The sequence below is a fragment of the Novosphingobium sp. 32-60-15 genome, from assembly GCF_002280675.1.
Taxonomy (GTDB): Bacteria; Pseudomonadota; Alphaproteobacteria; order Sphingomonadales; family Sphingomonadaceae; genus Novosphingobium.
Map to the genome: position 1 here is coordinate 193185 of NZ_NCEN01000004.1, position 17755 is coordinate 210939.

A 17755-nucleotide genomic window follows, 5' to 3' on the forward strand; every position below is an offset into this window, starting at 1 on the left:
GTCCTTACGTGTACGTGTGCGCGAGGGTGGGGACGGAAACGCCCGTTCGTCAAGCGTCAGGTTGGGTATTCGCGGTTAAAGGAGGCTTAAGCCGAGAGGCTGACCCTTCCCGCAGCATGGCGTTGCAAGCGTCCGGCAAGTTCAAGTTCGAGCAGCGCTATCTGCACAGCCCCTGCACTTGCCCCGCTTTGCCGGATGATTTCGTCCACGGCAACAGGCGCAAGACCGAGAAGTCCGGCAATGTCTGCGGGTTCATCGGTAATGTCCGGGGAGTAACTCTCAGGTGGTTCGCGGAAGGATGAGCGCGCTTGCCCTTCAAATCCGGCGAGAAGTTCAATCACGTCCTCCGGCGATTGGACGAGGATTGCGCCTTCACGGATCAGCTGGTTGCAGCCTTGCGAGCGGCTGTCGAGTGGCGAGCCGGGAATGGCCATGACTTCACGACCGGATTCGGCAGCAAGGCGGGCTGTGATGAGCGAGCCTGAGCGTGGCGCAGCTTCAACCACCAACGTGCCCGTGGCAAGGCCTGCGATGATGCGGTTGCGGTGGGGGAAGTGACGCGCGAGCGGTTCCGTACCGGGCGGCATTTCAGCGATGAGCAGGCCTTGACTGGCGACTTGCTCTTGCAGGTCGGCGTTTTCAGGCGGGTACGTGATGTCGATGCCGCTGGCGATGACGCCGACAGTCCCGCCACCATCGGCCATCCCTGCGATGGCCCCGCGATGCGCGGCGGAATCGATACCCCGCGCAAGGCCTGAGACGACAACATATCCCATGCCTGCAAGCGCTGTAGCGAAATCGCGTGAGAGTTTGACAGCAGCCGCGGACGCATTGCGCGCACCGACAACGGCGATGGAAGGACGCGACAGCAATGCGCCATCCCCACGCACGGTCAATATCGGCGGAGGGTTTTCAAGCGCGGCCAACAAAACGGGATAATCGGGGCTATCGTGGAAAACATAGCGCGCACCGTTAGAGCGAACGGCGGCAATTTCGGATGCGATACGTTCAATCGCCGCTGGCCGGTAGGGTGCTCCGCAACGTGCGGCAAGATCGGGCAAGGCATTGAGTGCAGCAGCAGCTGTGCCGAAGCGGCGAAGCAACTGGGTATAGCTGACCGGGCCAATATTGGGTGAGCGCAGCAAACGGATGCGCGCAAACGCCTCGTCACGGGTTAGCGAGGCAGCAGCGCTCACTTTTTGCTGCCGACCTTGGGTTCGGTGCCGGCGCGCAGGCGGGCAATGTTCTCGCGGTGGAGGAAGAGCACGAGCAAAGCCAGCAGTGTCAGCGCCAAGGCGTATTGGATTTGCCCCAGCAACGCAGCAGCGATCGGTGCGACGATAGCGGCACACATCCCGCCGAGGGAAGAAATGCGGCTGAGGCCAAGCACGCCAAGCCACGTGACGGCATAAGCGAGGCCGATGGGCCATGCGAGGCCAAGCGATACGCCCATGAGCGTGGCCACGCCCTTCCCGCCCTTGAACTTGAGCCAGACCGGGAAACAGTGCCCAAGCACAGCCGCAACGGCTGCGAGCGCTTCATGCCCTGGCCAAAAGTGGCGGGCGAGCAGGACAGCGGCAAGGCCTTTACCCAGATCAAGCAGCAGCGTGGCAGCGGCCAGCCCCTTTTTACCGGTGCGCAGGACGTTCGTTGCGCCGATATTGCCCGAACCGATCGCGCGCAAATCGCCCGTGCCGGTCAGGCGGGTGAGGATGAGGCCGAAGGGCACCGAGCCCAATAGATAGCCGACGACAAGAGGCAAAAGCGTTTCCACAGCACGCTAATACGCACTCAAAACCCAAAAGCGAAAGAGGCCACTTTCCATTTTGCTGCCATTCCCGATACAAGAGTGGCGATGACCCCACAAAGTACAGACGCGATGACCGCTCCCATCGTCGATCCAACCGCACCTTTGCTGCTTTTCGATTCGGGCGTTGGCGGGCTTTCTGTGTTGCGGAAAGTGCGCGCGCTGCTGCCGCAAGCGCCCGTGATTTACGTAGCTGACAATGCCGGTCTGCCTTATGGTTCCAAGACCGAGGCACAGATTGCTGCACGCGTTTCGGGCCTGCTTGGGCGGCTGACCGAACGTTTTCGGCCTCGTCTTGTCTGCATCGCCTGCAATACCGCATCGACGATTGCGCTGGCTTCAGTGCGCGAAGTGCTGGAGGTGCCGATTGTAGGCACGGTACCCGCCATCAAGCCTGCCGCCGCGATGACCCGCACCGGCGTGATCGGTTTGCTCGGCACGGCCGCCACGATCCGGCAAAGCTATGTGGACCGGCTTGAGGCAGAATTTGCCGCCGACAAGCGCCTGCTTCGGCATGGCGCACCGGAACTTGTCACCGCAGCTGAAGCCAAATTGCGCGGCGAATCGGTTGATCCTGCCGTCTATTCACGGGCCGTGGCTGCACTGCGGAGCCAGCCTGACGGCGAGCGGATTGATACGGTTGTTTTGGCTTGCACGCACTTTCCATTGATTGAAGACGAATTGCGCGCCGCTTTCGGCCCCGGCGTCGCGTTTATCGATGGATCGGATGGTATTGCCCGCCGCGTTGCATTTCTGACGCAAGGGCAGGAGTGGCGACGCAATCAGCCAGATCTTGCGCTGTTCACGAAAGGTGGGGACGATGTCGATCAACTAGACTGGACGCTTGCCGCGCATGGGTTGGAGCGCGTGGCGATTTTCTGACAGATGGCTCAGGCCAGATTTACGGCCGAGTGGAGGGCCATGTGATGAGCAGATTTTCCAAGGCCTTGATCATCATGCTGGTACTGCTGGGGGCGGGATACTACTGGCTGCTGGTCAACTCTGGCCCCGCCGGTGCGCCGCCACGCACACTTGACCTTGCCGAAATCCGCACTCAAGCTGAAGCCTTACCTGGAGAGAAGCCGACGGCGCTGGAATATACGACCGTTGCGACACGGGATGTCCCCGGCGCGGCACTGGCAGCCGGAACCGGGCTACGGATGGTACAGAGCGGCGTGATCGTTTGGCATGTCGTCACGCCAAAGGGCGGGATCGTGATCGATAGCGGGCTTTCCGAGGCCAACGCCAAGGAACTGGACTTTTCAGGCTATGACCACACAGCAGCGACTTTGGTCGGCAATTGGATGGAGAATGCGAAATTGATTGTGTTCACCCATGAGCACATCGACCACGTAGGCGGTTTTCTGGACTATCCGAAGTTTGATGCCGTGGCGCACAAAGCCATCGTATCGCCCGATTTGGCACGCGGCATGACCTCGCTATGGCGCGCCAATGCTGGTCAACTGCCCCCGCCACGATCCCTTGACCAGATTGAAGCTGTGGCACCGGGTGTTGTTCTGATCCAGACACCGGGTCACACCACGGGATCGCAAATGATCTATGTTCGCCTGCAGAACGGGCGCGAATATCTGTTTGCTGGCGACACAGGATCGCTTGCCAGCAACGTCATCCAAACTGTGCCGCGCAGCCGGCTGTTGACCGACTGGCTGGCTCAAGAAGACCGGGTGGCAACAATTGGCTGGTTAAAGGGGCTAAGTGCCTTACGCCAACAGGATGCGTCTTTGATGATCATCCCCTCGCATGACCCGCAGTTCCTTAAAAACTCGGGCCCCAAAGATGGTTTTACCGTGGCTGGTTTGCCACGTCTTTTACCATTGGCGCGATAGGGCGGTCTTTGGGACAGAGCCTGCAAATCTTGCTGGCAATGCGGAATCAAGAGGCGTAGAGGCTGATCCATCGCCGGTGGGTCCACGTTATCGGGCCTCAAGGACAAGTATGTCCTTGTTGCAGGAAGGAGCGGCGGGGTGAACTACGATCAGGTTTTCGATTCAGCTATCGAGCGTTTGCACTCGGAAGGTCGTTATCGCGTCTTTATCGACATCCTGCGCAATAAGGGGGCGTACCCCAATGCGCGCTGCTTTGCCGGCCATAACGGCCCGAAGCCGATTACCGTTTGGTGTTCGAACGATTACCTTGCGATGGGCCAGCACCCGAAGGTTATCGAAGCGATGGAAGAGGCGCTGCACAACGTGGGCGCAGGGTCCGGCGGAACGCGCAACATTGGTGGCAACACCCACTATCACATCCAGCTCGAAGCAGAGCTTGCCGACCTGCATGGCAAGGATGGTGCTTTGCTGTTCACGTCGGGCTACGTCTCGAACGATGCGACGCTTTCGACGCTGGCCAAGATCCTGCCAGGCTGCGTGATCTTTTCGGACGAGTTGAACCATGCTTCGATGATTGCGGGTATTCGCAATTCGGGCGCGGAAAAGAAGGTGTTCCGTCACAACGACGTGGAGCATCTGGAAGAACTGCTGGCCGAAACCGATCCGGCGGTGCCCAAGCTGATCGCGTTTGAATCAGTCTATTCGATGGATGGCGATATTGCCCCCATCCACGCCATTTGCGATCTGGCCGAGAAGTACAACGCGCTGACGTATATTGATGAAGTACATGCGGTGGGCATGTATGGCCCACGCGGTGGCGGCATTACCGATCGTGATGAGGCTGCACATCGAATTGATATTATCGAAGGTACGTTGGGCAAGGCTTTTGGCGTGATGGGCGGCTATATTGCGGCTGACACGCGGATTATCGATGTGATCCGTTCATATGCACCGGGCTTCATCTTCACCACATCGCTGTCGCCCGTGCTGGTGGCCGGTGTTCTGGCATCGGTGCGGCATTTGAAGGCGTCCAGCGTTGAACGTGAAGGCCAACAGGCGGCAGCAGCTTTCATGAAGAAAGCTTTTGCCGATGCGGGCCTGCCGGTCATGCCATCAACCACGCATATCGTGCCGCTGATGGTGGGCGATCCGGTGCGGGCCAAGAAGATCGCGGACATCTTGCTGGCGGAATATGGCGTCTATGTGCAGCCGATCAATTACCCGACAGTTCCGCGCGGCACGGAGCGCTTGCGCTTTACGCCGGGCCCGTCGCACACGGAAGAGATGATGAGCGAGCTGACAGCGGCGCTGGTCGAGATCTGGCAGCGTATGGAACTGGACTTGCAAAAGGCTGCTTAAGGCAGTTCGCATTTGCCATTAAGATTGAGCCCTTCTGTTGCCGGGAGGGCTTTTTCTTCGGCCCAAAACTTGCTCTTGCATTCGCTCGACACGAACGGGTTTCGGGTTTGGCAAAAGAAAAAAGGCCCCGCCTTTCGGCAGGGCCTTTTTCTATTCCAACACAGCGTGACCGGTCAGCGCAGTGATACCACGTTGTCCGAAACGCGGGGGTCACGCCGGTCGCCACGGTACTGGCTCGACATCGGTTCGTCCGACACTTCGTACACTTCGGTTGCGCCAAAGCCGTTGAATGCGGTTTTCATGGCGGCACCATAAGCGCCGAGCATGCCGATCTCGATGTAGTCACCTGCACGGATGTTCGAAGGCAATTCGAACGGACCGTCCATGTGGTCCATGTCGTCGCAGGTTGGGCCGTAGAAGCTGAAGGGCTCCATTTCGATCTCAACGCCGTCATTTGCGACTTCGTTGCGCAAGACGTTCACAGGGAAGCGCCAGCCAACGTGTGCGGCATCGAACAAAGCGCCATAAGCACCATCGTTGATGTACAGTTCGCTACCGCGACGGCGTTCAACGCGCACGATCATCGAATTGTATTCAGCCGACAAGGCACGGCCCGGTTCGCACCACAGTTCTGCCGAGTAGGACACTGGCAGAGATTCGTAGGTACGGTCGATCACGCCGAAGTAATCTTCGAGCGGTGGTGGTTCCATGCCGGGGTAGATCGACGGGAAGCCACCGCCGACATCGATGATGTCAACGAGGACCGAGGCGTCAACGATGGCTGCACGAACACGCTCAAGCGCCTGAACATAGGCGTGAGGGCTCATCGACTGGCTGCCGACGTGGAAGCACACACCGAGCGAATCCGACACCTGACGGGTTGCCTGAAGCAATTCAGCGGCGTTGGTCAGATCGCAGCCGAACTTGGATGCAAGGCTGAGTTCCGAATATTCCGATGAAACGCGCAAACGGACGCAGAGCGTCAGGTCTTCGGCCTGATCGGTCGCTTCGGTGATCTTTTCCAGTTCATCAAGCGAATCAAGGCTGAACACACGCACGCCATGATCGTGATAGGCTTCACGAATGGCGCTGGGCGACTTTACCGGATGCATGAAGCACAGCGTAGCTTGTGGCAGCGTCTCGCGCACGAGACGCACTTCGACAATCGAAGCAACGTCATAGTGCGTTACGCCTGCATCCCACAGCACACGCAGCAAATCCGGCGAAGGATTGGCCTTTACCGCATAGAGCGACTTGCCCGGAAACTTCTCAACGAAGAAACGGGCTGCGCGCGCAGCAGCATGCGAACGGTTCAAAATGGCGGGTTGGTCAGGCGCGCAAGCGCCAACTACAGCCAATGCGTTAGGATAGATGTGCAACTCAAGGGACCCCCAAACGGAACAGTGAAAGAAGCTGCCTTGCGGTTTGGAAGTCCCCATGGGGCAGCGAGAAGGGGTAAATAGAGGCGTCTGGCTGAACATCAAGTGAAAAACGGACCCCGGCAAACGCGTGTCAAAAAAATGAAACAATTTGCGCCAAATCGCCTAAAAATCGGGGATTCTTTACAGAGCCGTGAAGCACCCCCGGCCTTAAGGGCATGTCGGTGATTTCCGAATCATCATGACGTCTTTTCACGAAAGCCGGTCGCGGAAGTCCTCATAGGTAAAGCCGCGAACTTTCTGGAGCGCGTCGGTTTGACTGTTCCAGAGCCAGATCGATGGCAGGGGCACACCGTTGAACGTGGTCGTCTTGACCATCGAATAGTGCGCCTGATCGAGGAAGGCGAAGCGGGTGCCGGGGGCTGCGCCGGCGGGCAAGCGGTAATCGCCGATTACATCTCCGGCCAGACAGGAAGGGCCACCGAGGCGAACGGGCGCCCCGCCCTCGCCCCCAATGTCTCCGGCGTCCTCGTATTCATCGATGGGCAACTCACCCAACATCGCAGGGCGATAAGGGGCTTCGATCACGTCGGGCATGTGGCAAGTGGCTGAAATGTCAGTCACAGCCAGTTGCATGCCGTTCCAGTGCGTATCAAGCACGGTGCCGACAAGGATGCCTGCGTCAAGCGCGACAGCTTCACCGGGTTCGAGATAGATCTCGCAGCCGGTTTGCGCCTTCACAGCTTTGAGGAAGGCGACCAGATCATCGCGCTGATAATCAGCGCGGGTGATATGGTGGCCGCCGCCAAAGTTCAGCCACTTTAGCTGGCCGAGATAGGGCTGGATGCGCGGCAGCAGAGCATCCCATGTGCGCTGGAGCGGTTCGAAGTCCTGTTCGCACAGTGTGTGGAAGTGGATGCCACCGACACCTTCGAAATGTTCGGGTTTGAGTTGATCCACAGGGAAGCCGAGACGCGAATGCGGCGCGCACGGGTCATAGCGCGGCACTTCGCCTTCGGCATGAAGCGGGTTCACACGCAGGCCGATGTCGAACACATCGCCACGCGCTTTGGCGGCGGTGATCTCGGCCTTGAAGCATTCGTGTTGGCCGGGCGTGTTGAAGATCACGTGATCGGACAGCCGAAGGATTTCGGGCAGGTCTTCGGCTTTGTAGGCTGCGCAATATGTGGCGATTTCGCCCTTGTAATGTTCGGCTGCCAGCATGGCTTCCCACAGGCCCGATGTGCACACGCCATCAAGGTATTCACCGATGACGGGCGCGACTTTCCACATGGAAAACGCCTTCATGGCGGCAAGGACTTTGATCCCGGCACGGTCACGCACATCGGCGAGCACGGCCAGATTGGCGCGCAATTTGGCTTCGTCCACAACGAAGGCGGGGCTATCGACACGGCTAAGGTCGAAGTGGGCAAACGCGCCCGGATCGCCGGCTTTGGTTTCCATTTTCAAGCCCTCATTTTAAAAATGTTTCGCGCAGAGGCGCAGAGGAAGCAGAGAACGGGGAGACTTCAATCGGCTTGGTAATTGTTGACCATTCGCCGAATCCCTTCCTTCATCGTCGCGCCGGAAAAGTTAAGGAGCAGCCCTACGGGCTGTTTCATGAGCCGCAGGTACGTGAGGAGCTGCTTTGCATGAGCCTTGCTCAATTGCTCGACAGCTTTCACTTCAACAATCAATCGCTCCTCGATCAAAAGGTCAATCCGGAACGCAGCGTCGTAGAATTTCCCGTCAAGATTAACACCTACCGCCACCTGACGTTCAACTCGCAAGCCTCGCCCTTCAAGCCGTCCTGCAAGGACCGCTTCATAAACTGACTCAAACAGACCAGGACCGATCTCGCGATGTATACCAATCGCCTCTTCGATCACAGTTGCGCTGAGTTCATCGAACTGCATCCGTTGAAACCCTCAGCGCTCTCTGCTTCCTTCGCGTCTCTGCGCGAAACCTCTTCCTTCTTACCTCAAAACGCCAGTGGCCCGGCCAGTTCCTTGACATGCCACGGGAGGCCGTGCTGGTTTAGCATGTCCATGTAGGGATCGGGATCGAGTTGTTCGATGTTGAACACGCCGGTTCCGCTCCAGATGCCCTGCACCATCAGTGCTGCGCCGATCATCGCGGGAACGCCGGTGGTGTAGCTTACTGCCTGGTTGCCGGTTTCGCGATAAGCGTCCTCGTGATCACAGATGTTGTAGATGTAGAAGGTCTTTTCGACGCCGTCTTTGAGGCCGGTGGCGATGTCGCCGATGTTGGTCTTGCCCTTGGTGGTGGCACCCAAAGAGGCGGGTTCGGGCAGGACGGCTTTGAGGAACTGGAGCGGGATGATTTCCTTGCCTTCGTACATCACCGGATCGATGCGCGTCATGCCGACGTTTTGCAGGACGGTAAGATGCGTGATGTAGGCATCGCCGAAGGTCATCCAGAAGCGGATGCGTTCGATTTCGGGGATATGATGCGCGAGGCTTTCGAGTTCCTCGTGGTACATCAGGTACATGTTCTTGGGGCCAACCGCTTCGAAATCGAAGGTTTCGCGGATGGTCAATGCAGGCGTTTCAATCCATTCGCCGTTGAGCCAGTGGCGTGCGGGCGCGGTCACTTCGCGGATGTTGATTTCCGGATTGAAGTTGGTCGCAAAGTGCTGACCATGATCGCCGCCGTTGCAATCAAGGATGTCGAGCGTGCGGATCGTGTCGAGCTTGTGCTTGCGCAGCCACGTTGCGAACACGCTGGTGACGCCGGGATCGAAGCCTGAACCGAGCAGCGCCATCAGGCCGGCTTCCTTGAAGCGCTCCTGATAGGCCCACTGCCACGTGTATTCGAACTTGGCCTCGTCAATCGGCTCGTAATTCGCGGTGTCCATGTAATTGACGCCGGCGGCAAGGCAGGCGTCCATGATGTTGAGGTCCTGATAAGGCAGCGCGAGATTGACCACGAGGACGGGCTTTACTTCGTTCAGCAACGCAGTGGTTGCGGCAACATCATCGGCATCGATCTGGTAAGTATCGATGGTGACGCCGGTACGCTCTTTCACCGAAGCGGCGATGGCATCGCATTTGCTTTTGGTGCGGCTGGCCAGCGCGATTTCGCTGAAAATACCGGCGTTCATCGCCATCTTGTGAACCGCAACCGAGCCGACGCCGCCTGCGCCGATGACGAGAACTTTAGCCATTGTGTCTCCAAACCTTCATTGCCGCGCGCTTCGGGCGCGGGCGCATCATAGCGCGCCTTTAGGATATCGGCATGACAAACCCAAGCCCCGCATTTTGGGGCAGAGCCGGAAATGTCATGGGGCACGCACATGGTGATAGCGCAAGTTGTCAGACAGCAGTGTTACAACCGCAGCATTGCTAGCACACAACCGCAACATAGGGCTTCTAAGCGCAGTGTGGGATCAATGAAACCGGGACTTATTATGCTTGAGCGCGCGCGTTCGCATCCGATTACGCGATCAGTTGTCCGCCGGGGGGCGAGCGCGACCAACCGTCTGCTTGACCACGCTTTTGCGTTGGCGTTTCGCGGACTGGTTTATGCACAGATCTGGGAAGACCCGGATGTGGACATGAAAGCGCTGCAAATTAAGCCGGACAGCCGGATGATTGCCATTGCCAGCGGCGGGTGCAACGTCTTGTCGTACCTGACCGCCAATCCTGAAGCGATTACGGCGGTCGATTTGAACACGGCACACATCGCGCTGAACAAGTTGAAGATCGGTTCGGCGCGCTATTTGCCTGACTATGCGCACTTCCGCCGGTTTTTTGCCGAAGCCGATAGTGCTGCAAACATCGCTTCGTACAAAACGTACATTGCTCCGTACATGGACGAAACGACGCGGCGCTATTGGGAAGGCCGTGATCTGATCGGGCGGCGGCGCATTCGCGGCTTTTCGAGCAATTTCTACAAGCGCGGATTGCTCGGCAACTTCATCGGCGTGGCGCATTTGCTGGCGCGGCTTTACCGGATTGATCTGTCGACGATCCTTGATGCCCAGACGATTGAAGAACAGCGTCAGGTGTTTGAGCGCGAGATGTCGCCGGTGTTCGACAAGCGCTTTGTGCGTTGGCTGACCGATCAGCCCGCATCGCTGTTTGGCCTTGGCATTCCGCCAGCACAGTTTGACGCGTTGGCAGGTGATGAGCCGATGGCCGAAGTGCTGCGGCGGCGCCTGGCCAAGCTGGCCTGCGATTTTCCGGTGGGAGACAACTATTTCGCATGGCAGGCGTTTTCGCGCGGCTATGGCCGGGGGGATGAATGTCCGTTGCCGCCATACCTGCAAGAGGCGAACTGGGAGGTCGTGCGTGAACGCGCCAACCGAATCGATGTGCGCCATGCGAACCTGACCGAGCACTTGACCTCGCTGCCGGATGCATCACTGGATCGCTATGTCCTGCTGGATGCGCAGGATTGGATGACCGACGTTCAATTGAACGACCTGTGGCGCGAAATCACGCGCACGGCACGGCCAAAATCGCGCGTTCTGTTCCGTACTGCGGCCGAGCCCAGTCTGCTGCCGGGACGCGTGGATGAAGTGGTGCTGTCACGCTGGACCTATGATGAAGCGGTTTCAGCTGAGAGCACGGCGCAGGATCGATCATCAATCTATGGCGGCGTGCATTTGTACGAGTTGGCCTGATGGCAACGGTTGCCCCCTCGCCCACGCATGATGCGCTGATGGATGCGGTATATCGCAACCAGAAGTACATTTATGACGCCACGCGCAAATACTATCTGTTCGGGCGCGACGGGTTGATCCGCAATCTGGAAGCCGCGCCGGGGATGAGCGTGCTGGAGATTGGCTGCGGCACGGGGCGCAATCTGGCTTGTGCTGCGCGATCCTGGCCCGGCGCACAGTTGCACGGCTTGGACATTTCAGACGAAATGCTTTCGGTTGCCCGCAAGCGGATGGGCGATGATTGCGTGCTATCGCGCGGTGATGCGACCGGCTTTGACGCAGAAGCCTTGTTCGGTCGGGCGACATTTGACCGTGTATTCATATCGTACGCCTTGTCGATGATCCCGCAGTGGGAGCAGGCGATGGATCAGGCCGCCCGCGTGCTGGCGCCTGGCGGATCATTGCATGTGGTTGATTTTGGCGATTTTGGCGGCCTGCCCCGGCCTGTACGCAGCCTGATGCATGGATGGCTGGAAAAGTTCCACGTGACCCCACGTGAAAACATGGGATCGGTCGCATCCAGCATTGCGCAAGACCACGGCCTGACCCTGCGCACATTGCGCGGGCGGTTTGGCTATTACCGGCGAATTTCCCTGCGCAAATAGGAGCGCTTCCGGCCCAAATTAAGTTGCGATTGACAATCTAATTTTCGTCTCGCACTCTCCTGTCACGATATGTGGGAGAGTGATCGATGCTGGGGGCGATATTGATGCCGGCCACAGTGCTGGTGCTGTGGTCTTTGGTCATGATGTTCTGGATGGCCGGTTCGCGTCTGCCCGCGCTTTCCAAGCTGGGCGGGTTGGGCAATGCCAAGCCCGGTGGACGCGGACAGGATCTTGAAGGCGTCATTCCCGATCACATCAACTGGAAGGCGCACAATTACGCCCACTTGATGGAGCAGCCGACGCTGTTTTACGCCACGTTGATGATCCTGGCGATCTTGGGTGCAACGCAGCTCGATGTGGGGTTGGCGTGGGGCTATGCAGGGATCCGTGTCATACATTCGGTCTGGCAGTCGACGGTCAACCGGGTTCCGGTGCGGTTCACGCTCTTCCTGCTTTCCTCGATATGCTTGATCGCGCTGGCCATCCGGGCGTTGGTGGCCACATTCGGACAAAGCTGAAGTTCACAAAAACAATGGGGGAAAGTTGCCATGAATCCAGCAGCGATTTTGCAGCCGGCAGTCGCGCTTATGGCTTGGACAATGGTCATGTGGCTGTGGATGTATGCGACCCGCATTCCCGCGATGAACGCCGCCAAGCTTGATCCGGATGCATTGGCGCAAGACCCGACGCGAACGTTGGATGATATCCTGCCAGCGCAGGTCCAATGGAAAGCGCACAATTACAATCACCTGCATGAAGCGCCAACACTGTTCTATGCCGTGTGCCTTGTGCTGGCAGTTGCCGGGCAAGGTAATGGCATGAGCGCGCAAGTTGCGTGGGCCTATGTGGGCCTGCGCGTGATCCACTCCTTGGTGCAAGCAACCGTGAACAAAGTCGTGGTGCGCTTTGTCCTGTTTGCGCTGTCGTCGATTGTGCTGATGGCACTGATTTACCACGCTGCGCGCGTGGTGTTCTGAACAATCAATCGCGGACGAACAGGCTGGCCAGTTCCACATGGGTTGACCAGCGGAATTGGCCAACCGGCCGCACTTCTGCCAGCCTGTAGCCACCTGCGATAAGGCGCACGGCATCACGCGCCCAACTGGCAGCGTTGCAGCTGATATAGACGACGCGTGGGACGGCGCTGGCAGCGATCTGATCAACTTGCTCTTGCGCGCCAGCCCGGGGCGGATCGAGCAGTACCGCGGCAAAGCGGTCCAGTTCTTCCACACGCAAGGGATTGCGGAACAAATCGCGGTGCAGGCAATGAACCGGACGCCCGTTTATGCGCGCAGCTGATTGGCAAGCAAGGTGCGTATCGCGCGCCGCTTCGACCGCGAGGACTTTTGTTGTCGCACTTGCCAGTGCGAAGGCAAACGTGCCGAGTCCGGAAAAAAGATCGGCCACGGTTGGGGCATCGCCGATCCATTCGCGCGCGGCTTGTGCCAGCACTTCCTCGCCATCGCGGGTCGCCTGAAGGAACGCGCCCGGAGGCAGCGATACGGCGGTGCCGCCAAGCGTAATGGTGACCGGTTCAGGCTCCCACACGCCTTCGGGGCCATAACCGCTATCGATGGTCAGGCGGGCAAGGTGATTGTCGCGCGAAAAATCGAGCAAGGCTTCGGTGCGCTTGAGGCCTTCGACTTTCAGCCCTTTGAGGCCAACGGAAAGGCCCTGATCCGCCATTGCCAGTTCAACATCGACACCCAGTTTGCGATCACCCCAGCCTTCAAGCAGTGTGCGCAAAGCGGCGACGATCGCCACCATTTCAGGCGCAAGAACATGGCATTCGCGCATGTCGATGATCTTGTGCGAGCCTTGTTCGCGAAAGCCGATGACAACGCGCTTGCCAATGCCCTGCGCGTGAAGCGTGGCACGGCGGCGACTGTTGGCGGGCGAAAGGTGCGGCGGCGTGACTTTGCCGGATACAATATCCTGCCCTTTGGCCGCGCCGATTGCGCGGTCAAACACGTATGTTGCAAGCGCGCTTTCAGACAAGTGCTGCAACTGGCAGCCACCGCAGGCCGGAAAATGGCGGCACGGTGGCGCCACGTGATTTGGGCCTTTGGTCAAGCTGCCATCAGCCTCGATCATATCGCCGGGTGCAGCAAGTTCGGCATAGCGGCCATCCGCAGTGGCGCCCTCGCCTTTGGCAGCGATGCGGACAATCAGGCCGGGATGGGTCATGGAAGGCACTCGATCAAGGCAAGACGAATGGCGTGAGCCAGTTCGGTGGGGGTAAAGGCCGCACCACACAGGCGGGCCGCTTCGCCGTGGAGCCATAGACCTTCTTGCGCGGCGCGCAACGGGTCAGCGTGAACAGCAAGGCGGCTGGCGATGGTTCCGGCCAATACGTCGCCCGTTCCCGCAACCGAAAGCCATGGCGATGCGCGGGGGCTGAGGATGAGCGAGCCATCGGGAGCTGCGATGAGACTGTCGGGGCCTTTCAGGACAACGACGGTGCCGGTTGCCGTAGCGAGAGCCCTGGCGCGATCCCGCCGCAATCCTGTGCTTTCAAGCGCAAAACTGCGTTCAAGGGCGAGCATCTCACCGTCATGGGGCGTCAGAATGCATGGTGCGTGCGTAAGCATCGCTGAGCGGAGAAGAACCAGCGCATCGGCATCGATCACGGTTGGCCGCTCTGCCGCCAAAGCCTGCGCCAAAAGCCGCGATGCAGCGTCGGAACGCCCAAGGCCGGGGCCAACGAGCAGTGCGGCGGTGCGCTTATCAGCAAGTGTCGCACTGACATCGGTCGTTAAAACCAAAGCGGGATCTGCCTGGTGCAAAGGAGAGGCTGTGGCGAGTTTGACGTAGCCCGCACCCGCATTTTGGGCGGCGGCGGCAGAAAGCAGCGCTGCGCCCGGCATTTCGCCACCAACAATGCCTAGCAAACCCCGGCGGTACTTATGCGCATCGGCAGCAGGAGGCGTGATGGCGGGCTTCACCAATGTGAGCGCTGCGTCGGATTGGGCCGAAACACCGATATCAACGAGCCTGAGCGCCCCCATACTTTGGCAGGCTGGCATTGTCAGGTGAGCATGTTTCCACGCACCAAGAGCGATGGTGTGCGTCCAGTCTGGCAGGCCGGGGTTGAGGGCTAGCCCGCTATCGCTTTCGATGCCGCTGGGTACATCAATAGCAATGCGGAAAGGGTGATGCGCGGCAAGTTCGGTGATCAGAGCATAAAGATCTTCAGGCAAAGCGCGCGTCAGGCCACTGCCGAACAGGCAATCAACAAGGACATCGCCGGTCGTACCGGGATCAGCAGCGGTGACCGTACCACGATAAAGCGCGCGGGCATTGCGTGCAGCGTCAGTGGCAGGTTCGCGCGCGGCAATGACGGTGACGGGATTGCCGTGTGCCCGCAAATATTCGGCGATAACCCAGCCATCGCCGCCATTGTTACCGGGGCCGCACAGGACGGTGACCGCGCGCCCGGCAGCGATACGGCGCACCCATTCAGCCGCCCCGTTGCCGGCCGTTTGCATCAGTGCATCGACAGAGATTCCCGCTGAAATCAATTCGTCTTCGGCATGGCGCATTTGCGCCACGGTGAGCACTTGCCGTAGCATTAGAGCCAGATGACATAAGATTGACCCACCGTGATTGCTCTGTGAGGTTCGCCGACAAGGAAGGTTGCGCAGCGCGGGCTGGTTGCCCGTGCAAGCAACGTGACGCAGGCGGCGGGCCTCACAGAGCAACCCCGCAGGGGCGGGCCGCTTTTGGCCCAGAGCTGCGTCTCTCGTCGGTCACTATGCGACGGCATGGCTCCCTCCTCATTCCTTGCTCTGAGCCAAAATCGGCTCCGTCAAGGTGGGTCAATCTTATGTCATCTGGCTCTAGCTCACGGTTGCGGGGCATCACTTTTCATCCTTGCGGGAAAGCGATAGCGATCTTTGCCCACCGCAACTTCAAGCACACCTTCGGCCGACCATTTTGCGACGGCCTCATCTGCGCCATCGGCTGCAACAACGCCGCGCCCGTCATTGACCATTTCAAAGCGGCGGAACGCGCCGTTCTTGTTGCGGACGGTCAGGAAACGGCGTTCGCCAACCTGCGAATCTTCAACGAAGCATTCGGGCACGAATTTTTCCGAACCGCCGGTTGCGCAATCAATCCCCCTGCCCTTCGGCGCTTCTTCTCCGGCTGAACATGCCGCCAACACGGAGAGGAGCGTAAGAGCGAGGACTTTGCGCATAAGTTCAATCCAGCTTCAACTGCGACAGATCACGGACCGCGCCGCGCGCGGCACTGGTGGTCATAGCTGCATAAGCTTTCAAAGCGGTTGAGACTTTGCGCGGGCGCTCCTTGGCAGGTTTCCAGCCATGGGCTTCCTGAATGGCGCGACGTTCAGCCAGAACGCCGTCCGTTACGGCGAGGTGAATGGTGCGGTTGGGGATATCGATCTCGATGATATCGCCCTCTTCCACCAGACCGATCTCGCCGCCCTCAGCCGCTTCTGGCGAAGCGTGGCCGATGGACAGGCCCGATGTGCCACCCGAAAAGCGACCATCGGTCAGCAAAGCGCAGGCAGCGCCAAGGCCCTTCGATTTGAGGTAGCTGGTGGGGTAAAGCATTTCCTGCATGCCGGGACCGCCCTTGGGGCCTTCATAGCGGATGACGACAACATCGCCTGCAACGACCTGACCGGTCAGGACTGCCGTAACGGCAGCGTCCTGGCTTTCATAAACCTTTGCAGGGCCGGTGAATTTGAGAATCTTATCATCGACGCCAGCTGTTTTGACGATGCAACCATCGCGCGCGATGTTTCCGAACAAGACCGCAAGCCCGCCATCCTTGCTGAAGGCATGTTCGGCAGAGCGGATCACGCCATTCTCACGGTCGAGATCAAGTTCCTTCCAGCGCCGGTCCTGTGAAAAGGCGACTTGGGTGGGCACGCCACCGGGGGCCGCGCGGAAGAATTCCTGCACGGAAGGAGCAGTCGTACGCTTGATGTCCCACAAGTTCAGCGCATCAGCCATCGTCCGGCTGTGTACGGTTGGCAGATGCGTGTGGAGCAAACCGGCACGGTCCAGTTCGCCAAGGATGGCATAGATGCCACCTGCGCGATGGACGTCTTCCATGTGGACATCGGACTTGGCCGGAGCAACCTTTGACAAGCACGGTACGCGGCGGCTGAGCCGGTCGATATCGGCCATTGTGAAATCAACGCCCGCTTCATGTGCTGCGGCGAGCAAATGCAGCACAGTATTGGTCGAACCGCCCATTGCAATGTCAAGGCTGACCGCATTTTCAAACGCTTCGAAGCCCGCAATGGTGCGTGGCAGAGCGCTTTCATCGTCCTGTTCGTAATAGCGTTTGCACAGATCGACGACGAGACGGCCTGCTTCGAGGAACAGGCGCTTGCGATCAGCGTGGGTTGCCAGCGTCGAGCCATTGCCCGGCAGCGACAGCCCCAGCGCTTCTGTAAGGCAGTTCATCGAATTGGCGGTGAACATGCCCGAGCATGAACCGCAGGTTGGGCAAGCGGAGCGTTCAATGCTGGCGACTTCTTCATCGCTGAACGATTCATCAGCTGCGGCGACCATTGCATCGACCAGATCGAGTGCGGTTTCCTTGCCCCGCAAGATCACTTTGCCCGCTTCCATCGGTCCGCCAGACACGAACACAACAGGAATGTTGATCCGCAATGCGGCCATTAACATGCCCGGTGTGATCTTGTCGCAGTTGGAGATACAGACCATCGCATCAGCACAGTGCGCGTTGACCATATATTCGACGCTGTCGGCAATAAGATCACGGCTTGGCAACGAATAGAGCATGCCGTCGTGGCCCATGGCGATGCCATCATCGACGGCGATGGTGTTGAATTCCTTGGCAACGCCGCCTGCTGCTTCGATTTCCCGCGCGACCATTTGGCCCAGGTCCTTGAGGTGGACATGGCCCGGAACAAACTGTGTGAAGCTGTTGACCACGGCGATGATGGGCTTGCCAAAATCGGAATCCTTCATGCCGGTGGCGCGCCACAATCCGCGCGCGCCCGCCATATTTCGGCCATGGGTGGTGGTGCGTGAACGATAGGCAGGCATGGGTGAACTCCGGACCGGGAA

At 59.1% G+C, this 17755-nt stretch carries 17 protein-coding genes; 7 read left to right on the top strand and 10 right to left on the bottom strand.

Annotated elements, in window-relative coordinates; all coding sequences use genetic code 11:
• Nucleotides 1–86: 86 nt before the first annotated feature.
• Both dprA and plsY read right to left on the bottom strand, forming a co-directional pair.
• Entirely contained in the window at nucleotides 87–1196 is a 1110-nt protein-coding gene (dprA, locus tag B7Y89_RS04905; protein ID WP_292936279.1) for a DNA-processing protein DprA, read from the bottom strand.
• On the bottom strand, nucleotides 1193–1774 hold the full coding sequence (gene plsY, locus B7Y89_RS04910; protein WP_292936281.1) for a glycerol-3-phosphate 1-O-acyltransferase PlsY: 582 nt from the start codon (nucleotides 1772–1774) through the stop codon (nucleotides 1193–1195). Before plsY ends, dprA begins: the two co-directional genes overlap by 4 nt.
• A gap of 81 nt (nucleotides 1775–1855) precedes the next feature.
• Here plsY and murI point away from each other — a divergent pair, with 81 nt between their 5' ends.
• The 3 genes from murI to hemA all read left to right on the top strand — a co-directional run bounded on the left by murI (nucleotide 1856) and on the right by hemA (nucleotide 5013).
• Nucleotides 1856–2689 (top strand): glutamate racemase, encoded by an 834-nt coding sequence (murI, locus tag B7Y89_RS04915; protein ID WP_292936283.1) that lies wholly within the window; start codon nucleotides 1856–1858, stop codon nucleotides 2687–2689.
• A 44-nt stretch (nucleotides 2690–2733) separates the two neighbouring features.
• Nucleotides 2734–3654, top strand: a complete 921-nt coding sequence (locus B7Y89_RS04920; RefSeq protein ID WP_292936285.1) for an MBL fold metallo-hydrolase — start codon at nucleotides 2734–2736, stop codon at nucleotides 3652–3654.
• A gap of 138 nt (nucleotides 3655–3792) precedes the next feature.
• On the top strand, nucleotides 3793–5013 hold the full coding sequence (gene hemA, locus B7Y89_RS04925; RefSeq protein WP_292936287.1) for a 5-aminolevulinate synthase: 1221 nt from the start codon (nucleotides 3793–3795) through the stop codon (nucleotides 5011–5013).
• Nucleotides 5014–5186: 173 nt separating this feature from the next.
• Here hemA and B7Y89_RS04930 read toward each other — a convergent pair whose 3' ends face one another.
• The 4 genes from B7Y89_RS04930 to B7Y89_RS04945 all read right to left on the bottom strand — a co-directional run bounded on the left by B7Y89_RS04930 (nucleotide 5187) and on the right by B7Y89_RS04945 (nucleotide 9579).
• Nucleotides 5187–6392 carry a type III PLP-dependent enzyme gene (locus tag B7Y89_RS04930; protein WP_292936288.1) on the bottom strand — a complete coding sequence of 402 codons (1206 nt, stop codon included), beginning with the start codon at nucleotides 6390–6392 and terminating at the stop codon, nucleotides 5187–5189.
• Nucleotides 6393–6644: 252 nt separating this feature from the next.
• Nucleotides 6645–7856, bottom strand: a complete 1212-nt coding sequence (locus B7Y89_RS04935; RefSeq protein WP_292936290.1) for a carboxynorspermidine decarboxylase — start codon at nucleotides 7854–7856, stop codon at nucleotides 6645–6647.
• A gap of 65 nt (nucleotides 7857–7921) precedes the next feature.
• Nucleotides 7922–8308 carry a GxxExxY protein gene (locus B7Y89_RS04940; RefSeq protein ID WP_292936292.1) on the bottom strand — a complete coding sequence of 129 codons (387 nt, stop codon included), beginning with the start codon at nucleotides 8306–8308 and terminating at the stop codon, nucleotides 7922–7924.
• A gap of 65 nt (nucleotides 8309–8373) precedes the next feature.
• On the bottom strand, nucleotides 8374–9579 hold the full coding sequence (locus tag B7Y89_RS04945; protein WP_292936294.1) for a saccharopine dehydrogenase family protein: 1206 nt from the start codon (nucleotides 9577–9579) through the stop codon (nucleotides 8374–8376).
• A 225-nt stretch (nucleotides 9580–9804) separates the two neighbouring features.
• Here B7Y89_RS04945 and B7Y89_RS04950 point away from each other — a divergent pair, with 225 nt between their 5' ends.
• The 4 genes from B7Y89_RS04950 (at nucleotide 9805) to B7Y89_RS04965 (ending at nucleotide 12661) form a co-directional block, all read left to right on the top strand.
• Nucleotides 9805–11040 (top strand): DUF3419 family protein, encoded by a 1236-nt coding sequence (locus tag B7Y89_RS04950; RefSeq protein ID WP_292936296.1) that lies wholly within the window; start codon nucleotides 9805–9807, stop codon nucleotides 11038–11040.
• Complete coding sequence (locus B7Y89_RS04955; RefSeq protein ID WP_292936298.1) at nucleotides 11040–11684, top strand: class I SAM-dependent methyltransferase; 645 nt, start codon at nucleotides 11040–11042, stop codon at nucleotides 11682–11684. The genes B7Y89_RS04950 and B7Y89_RS04955 overlap by 1 nt, the downstream gene beginning before the upstream one ends.
• An 86-nt stretch (nucleotides 11685–11770) precedes the next feature.
• Nucleotides 11771–12202 (top strand): MAPEG family protein, encoded by a 432-nt coding sequence (locus B7Y89_RS04960; RefSeq protein ID WP_292936300.1) that lies wholly within the window; start codon nucleotides 11771–11773, stop codon nucleotides 12200–12202.
• Nucleotides 12203–12232: 30 nt separating this feature from the next.
• Nucleotides 12233–12661 carry an MAPEG family protein gene (locus B7Y89_RS04965; RefSeq protein WP_292936302.1) on the top strand — a complete coding sequence of 143 codons (429 nt, stop codon included), beginning with the start codon at nucleotides 12233–12235 and terminating at the stop codon, nucleotides 12659–12661.
• A 4-nt stretch (nucleotides 12662–12665) separates the two neighbouring features.
• On the opposite strand, the gene B7Y89_RS04970 is transcribed toward B7Y89_RS04965, so the two are convergent.
• From B7Y89_RS04970 to ilvD, 4 genes are all read right to left on the bottom strand, one after another.
• The gene (locus B7Y89_RS04970) at nucleotides 12666–13871 is read right to left on the bottom strand and encodes a class I SAM-dependent RNA methyltransferase (RefSeq protein ID WP_292936304.1); all 1206 of its coding nucleotides are present in this window, start codon (nucleotides 13869–13871) and stop codon (nucleotides 12666–12668) included.
• Nucleotides 13868–15256, bottom strand: coding sequence for an NAD(P)H-hydrate dehydratase (locus B7Y89_RS04975; protein ID WP_292936306.1), 1389 nt, complete (start codon nucleotides 15254–15256; stop codon nucleotides 13868–13870). Before B7Y89_RS04975 ends, B7Y89_RS04970 begins: the two co-directional genes overlap by 4 nt.
• Nucleotides 15257–15528: 272 nt before the next feature.
• A complete protein-coding gene (locus tag B7Y89_RS04980; protein ID WP_292936308.1) occupies nucleotides 15529–15882 on the bottom strand; it encodes a hypothetical protein in 354 nt (117 codons plus the stop codon).
• 4 nt (nucleotides 15883–15886) lie between these two features.
• Nucleotides 15887–17734: a dihydroxy-acid dehydratase gene (gene ilvD / locus B7Y89_RS04985; protein ID WP_292936310.1), complete on the bottom strand. Its 1848-nt coding sequence runs from the start codon at nucleotides 17732–17734 to the stop codon at nucleotides 15887–15889.
• Nucleotides 17735–17755: the final 21 nt, after the last annotated feature.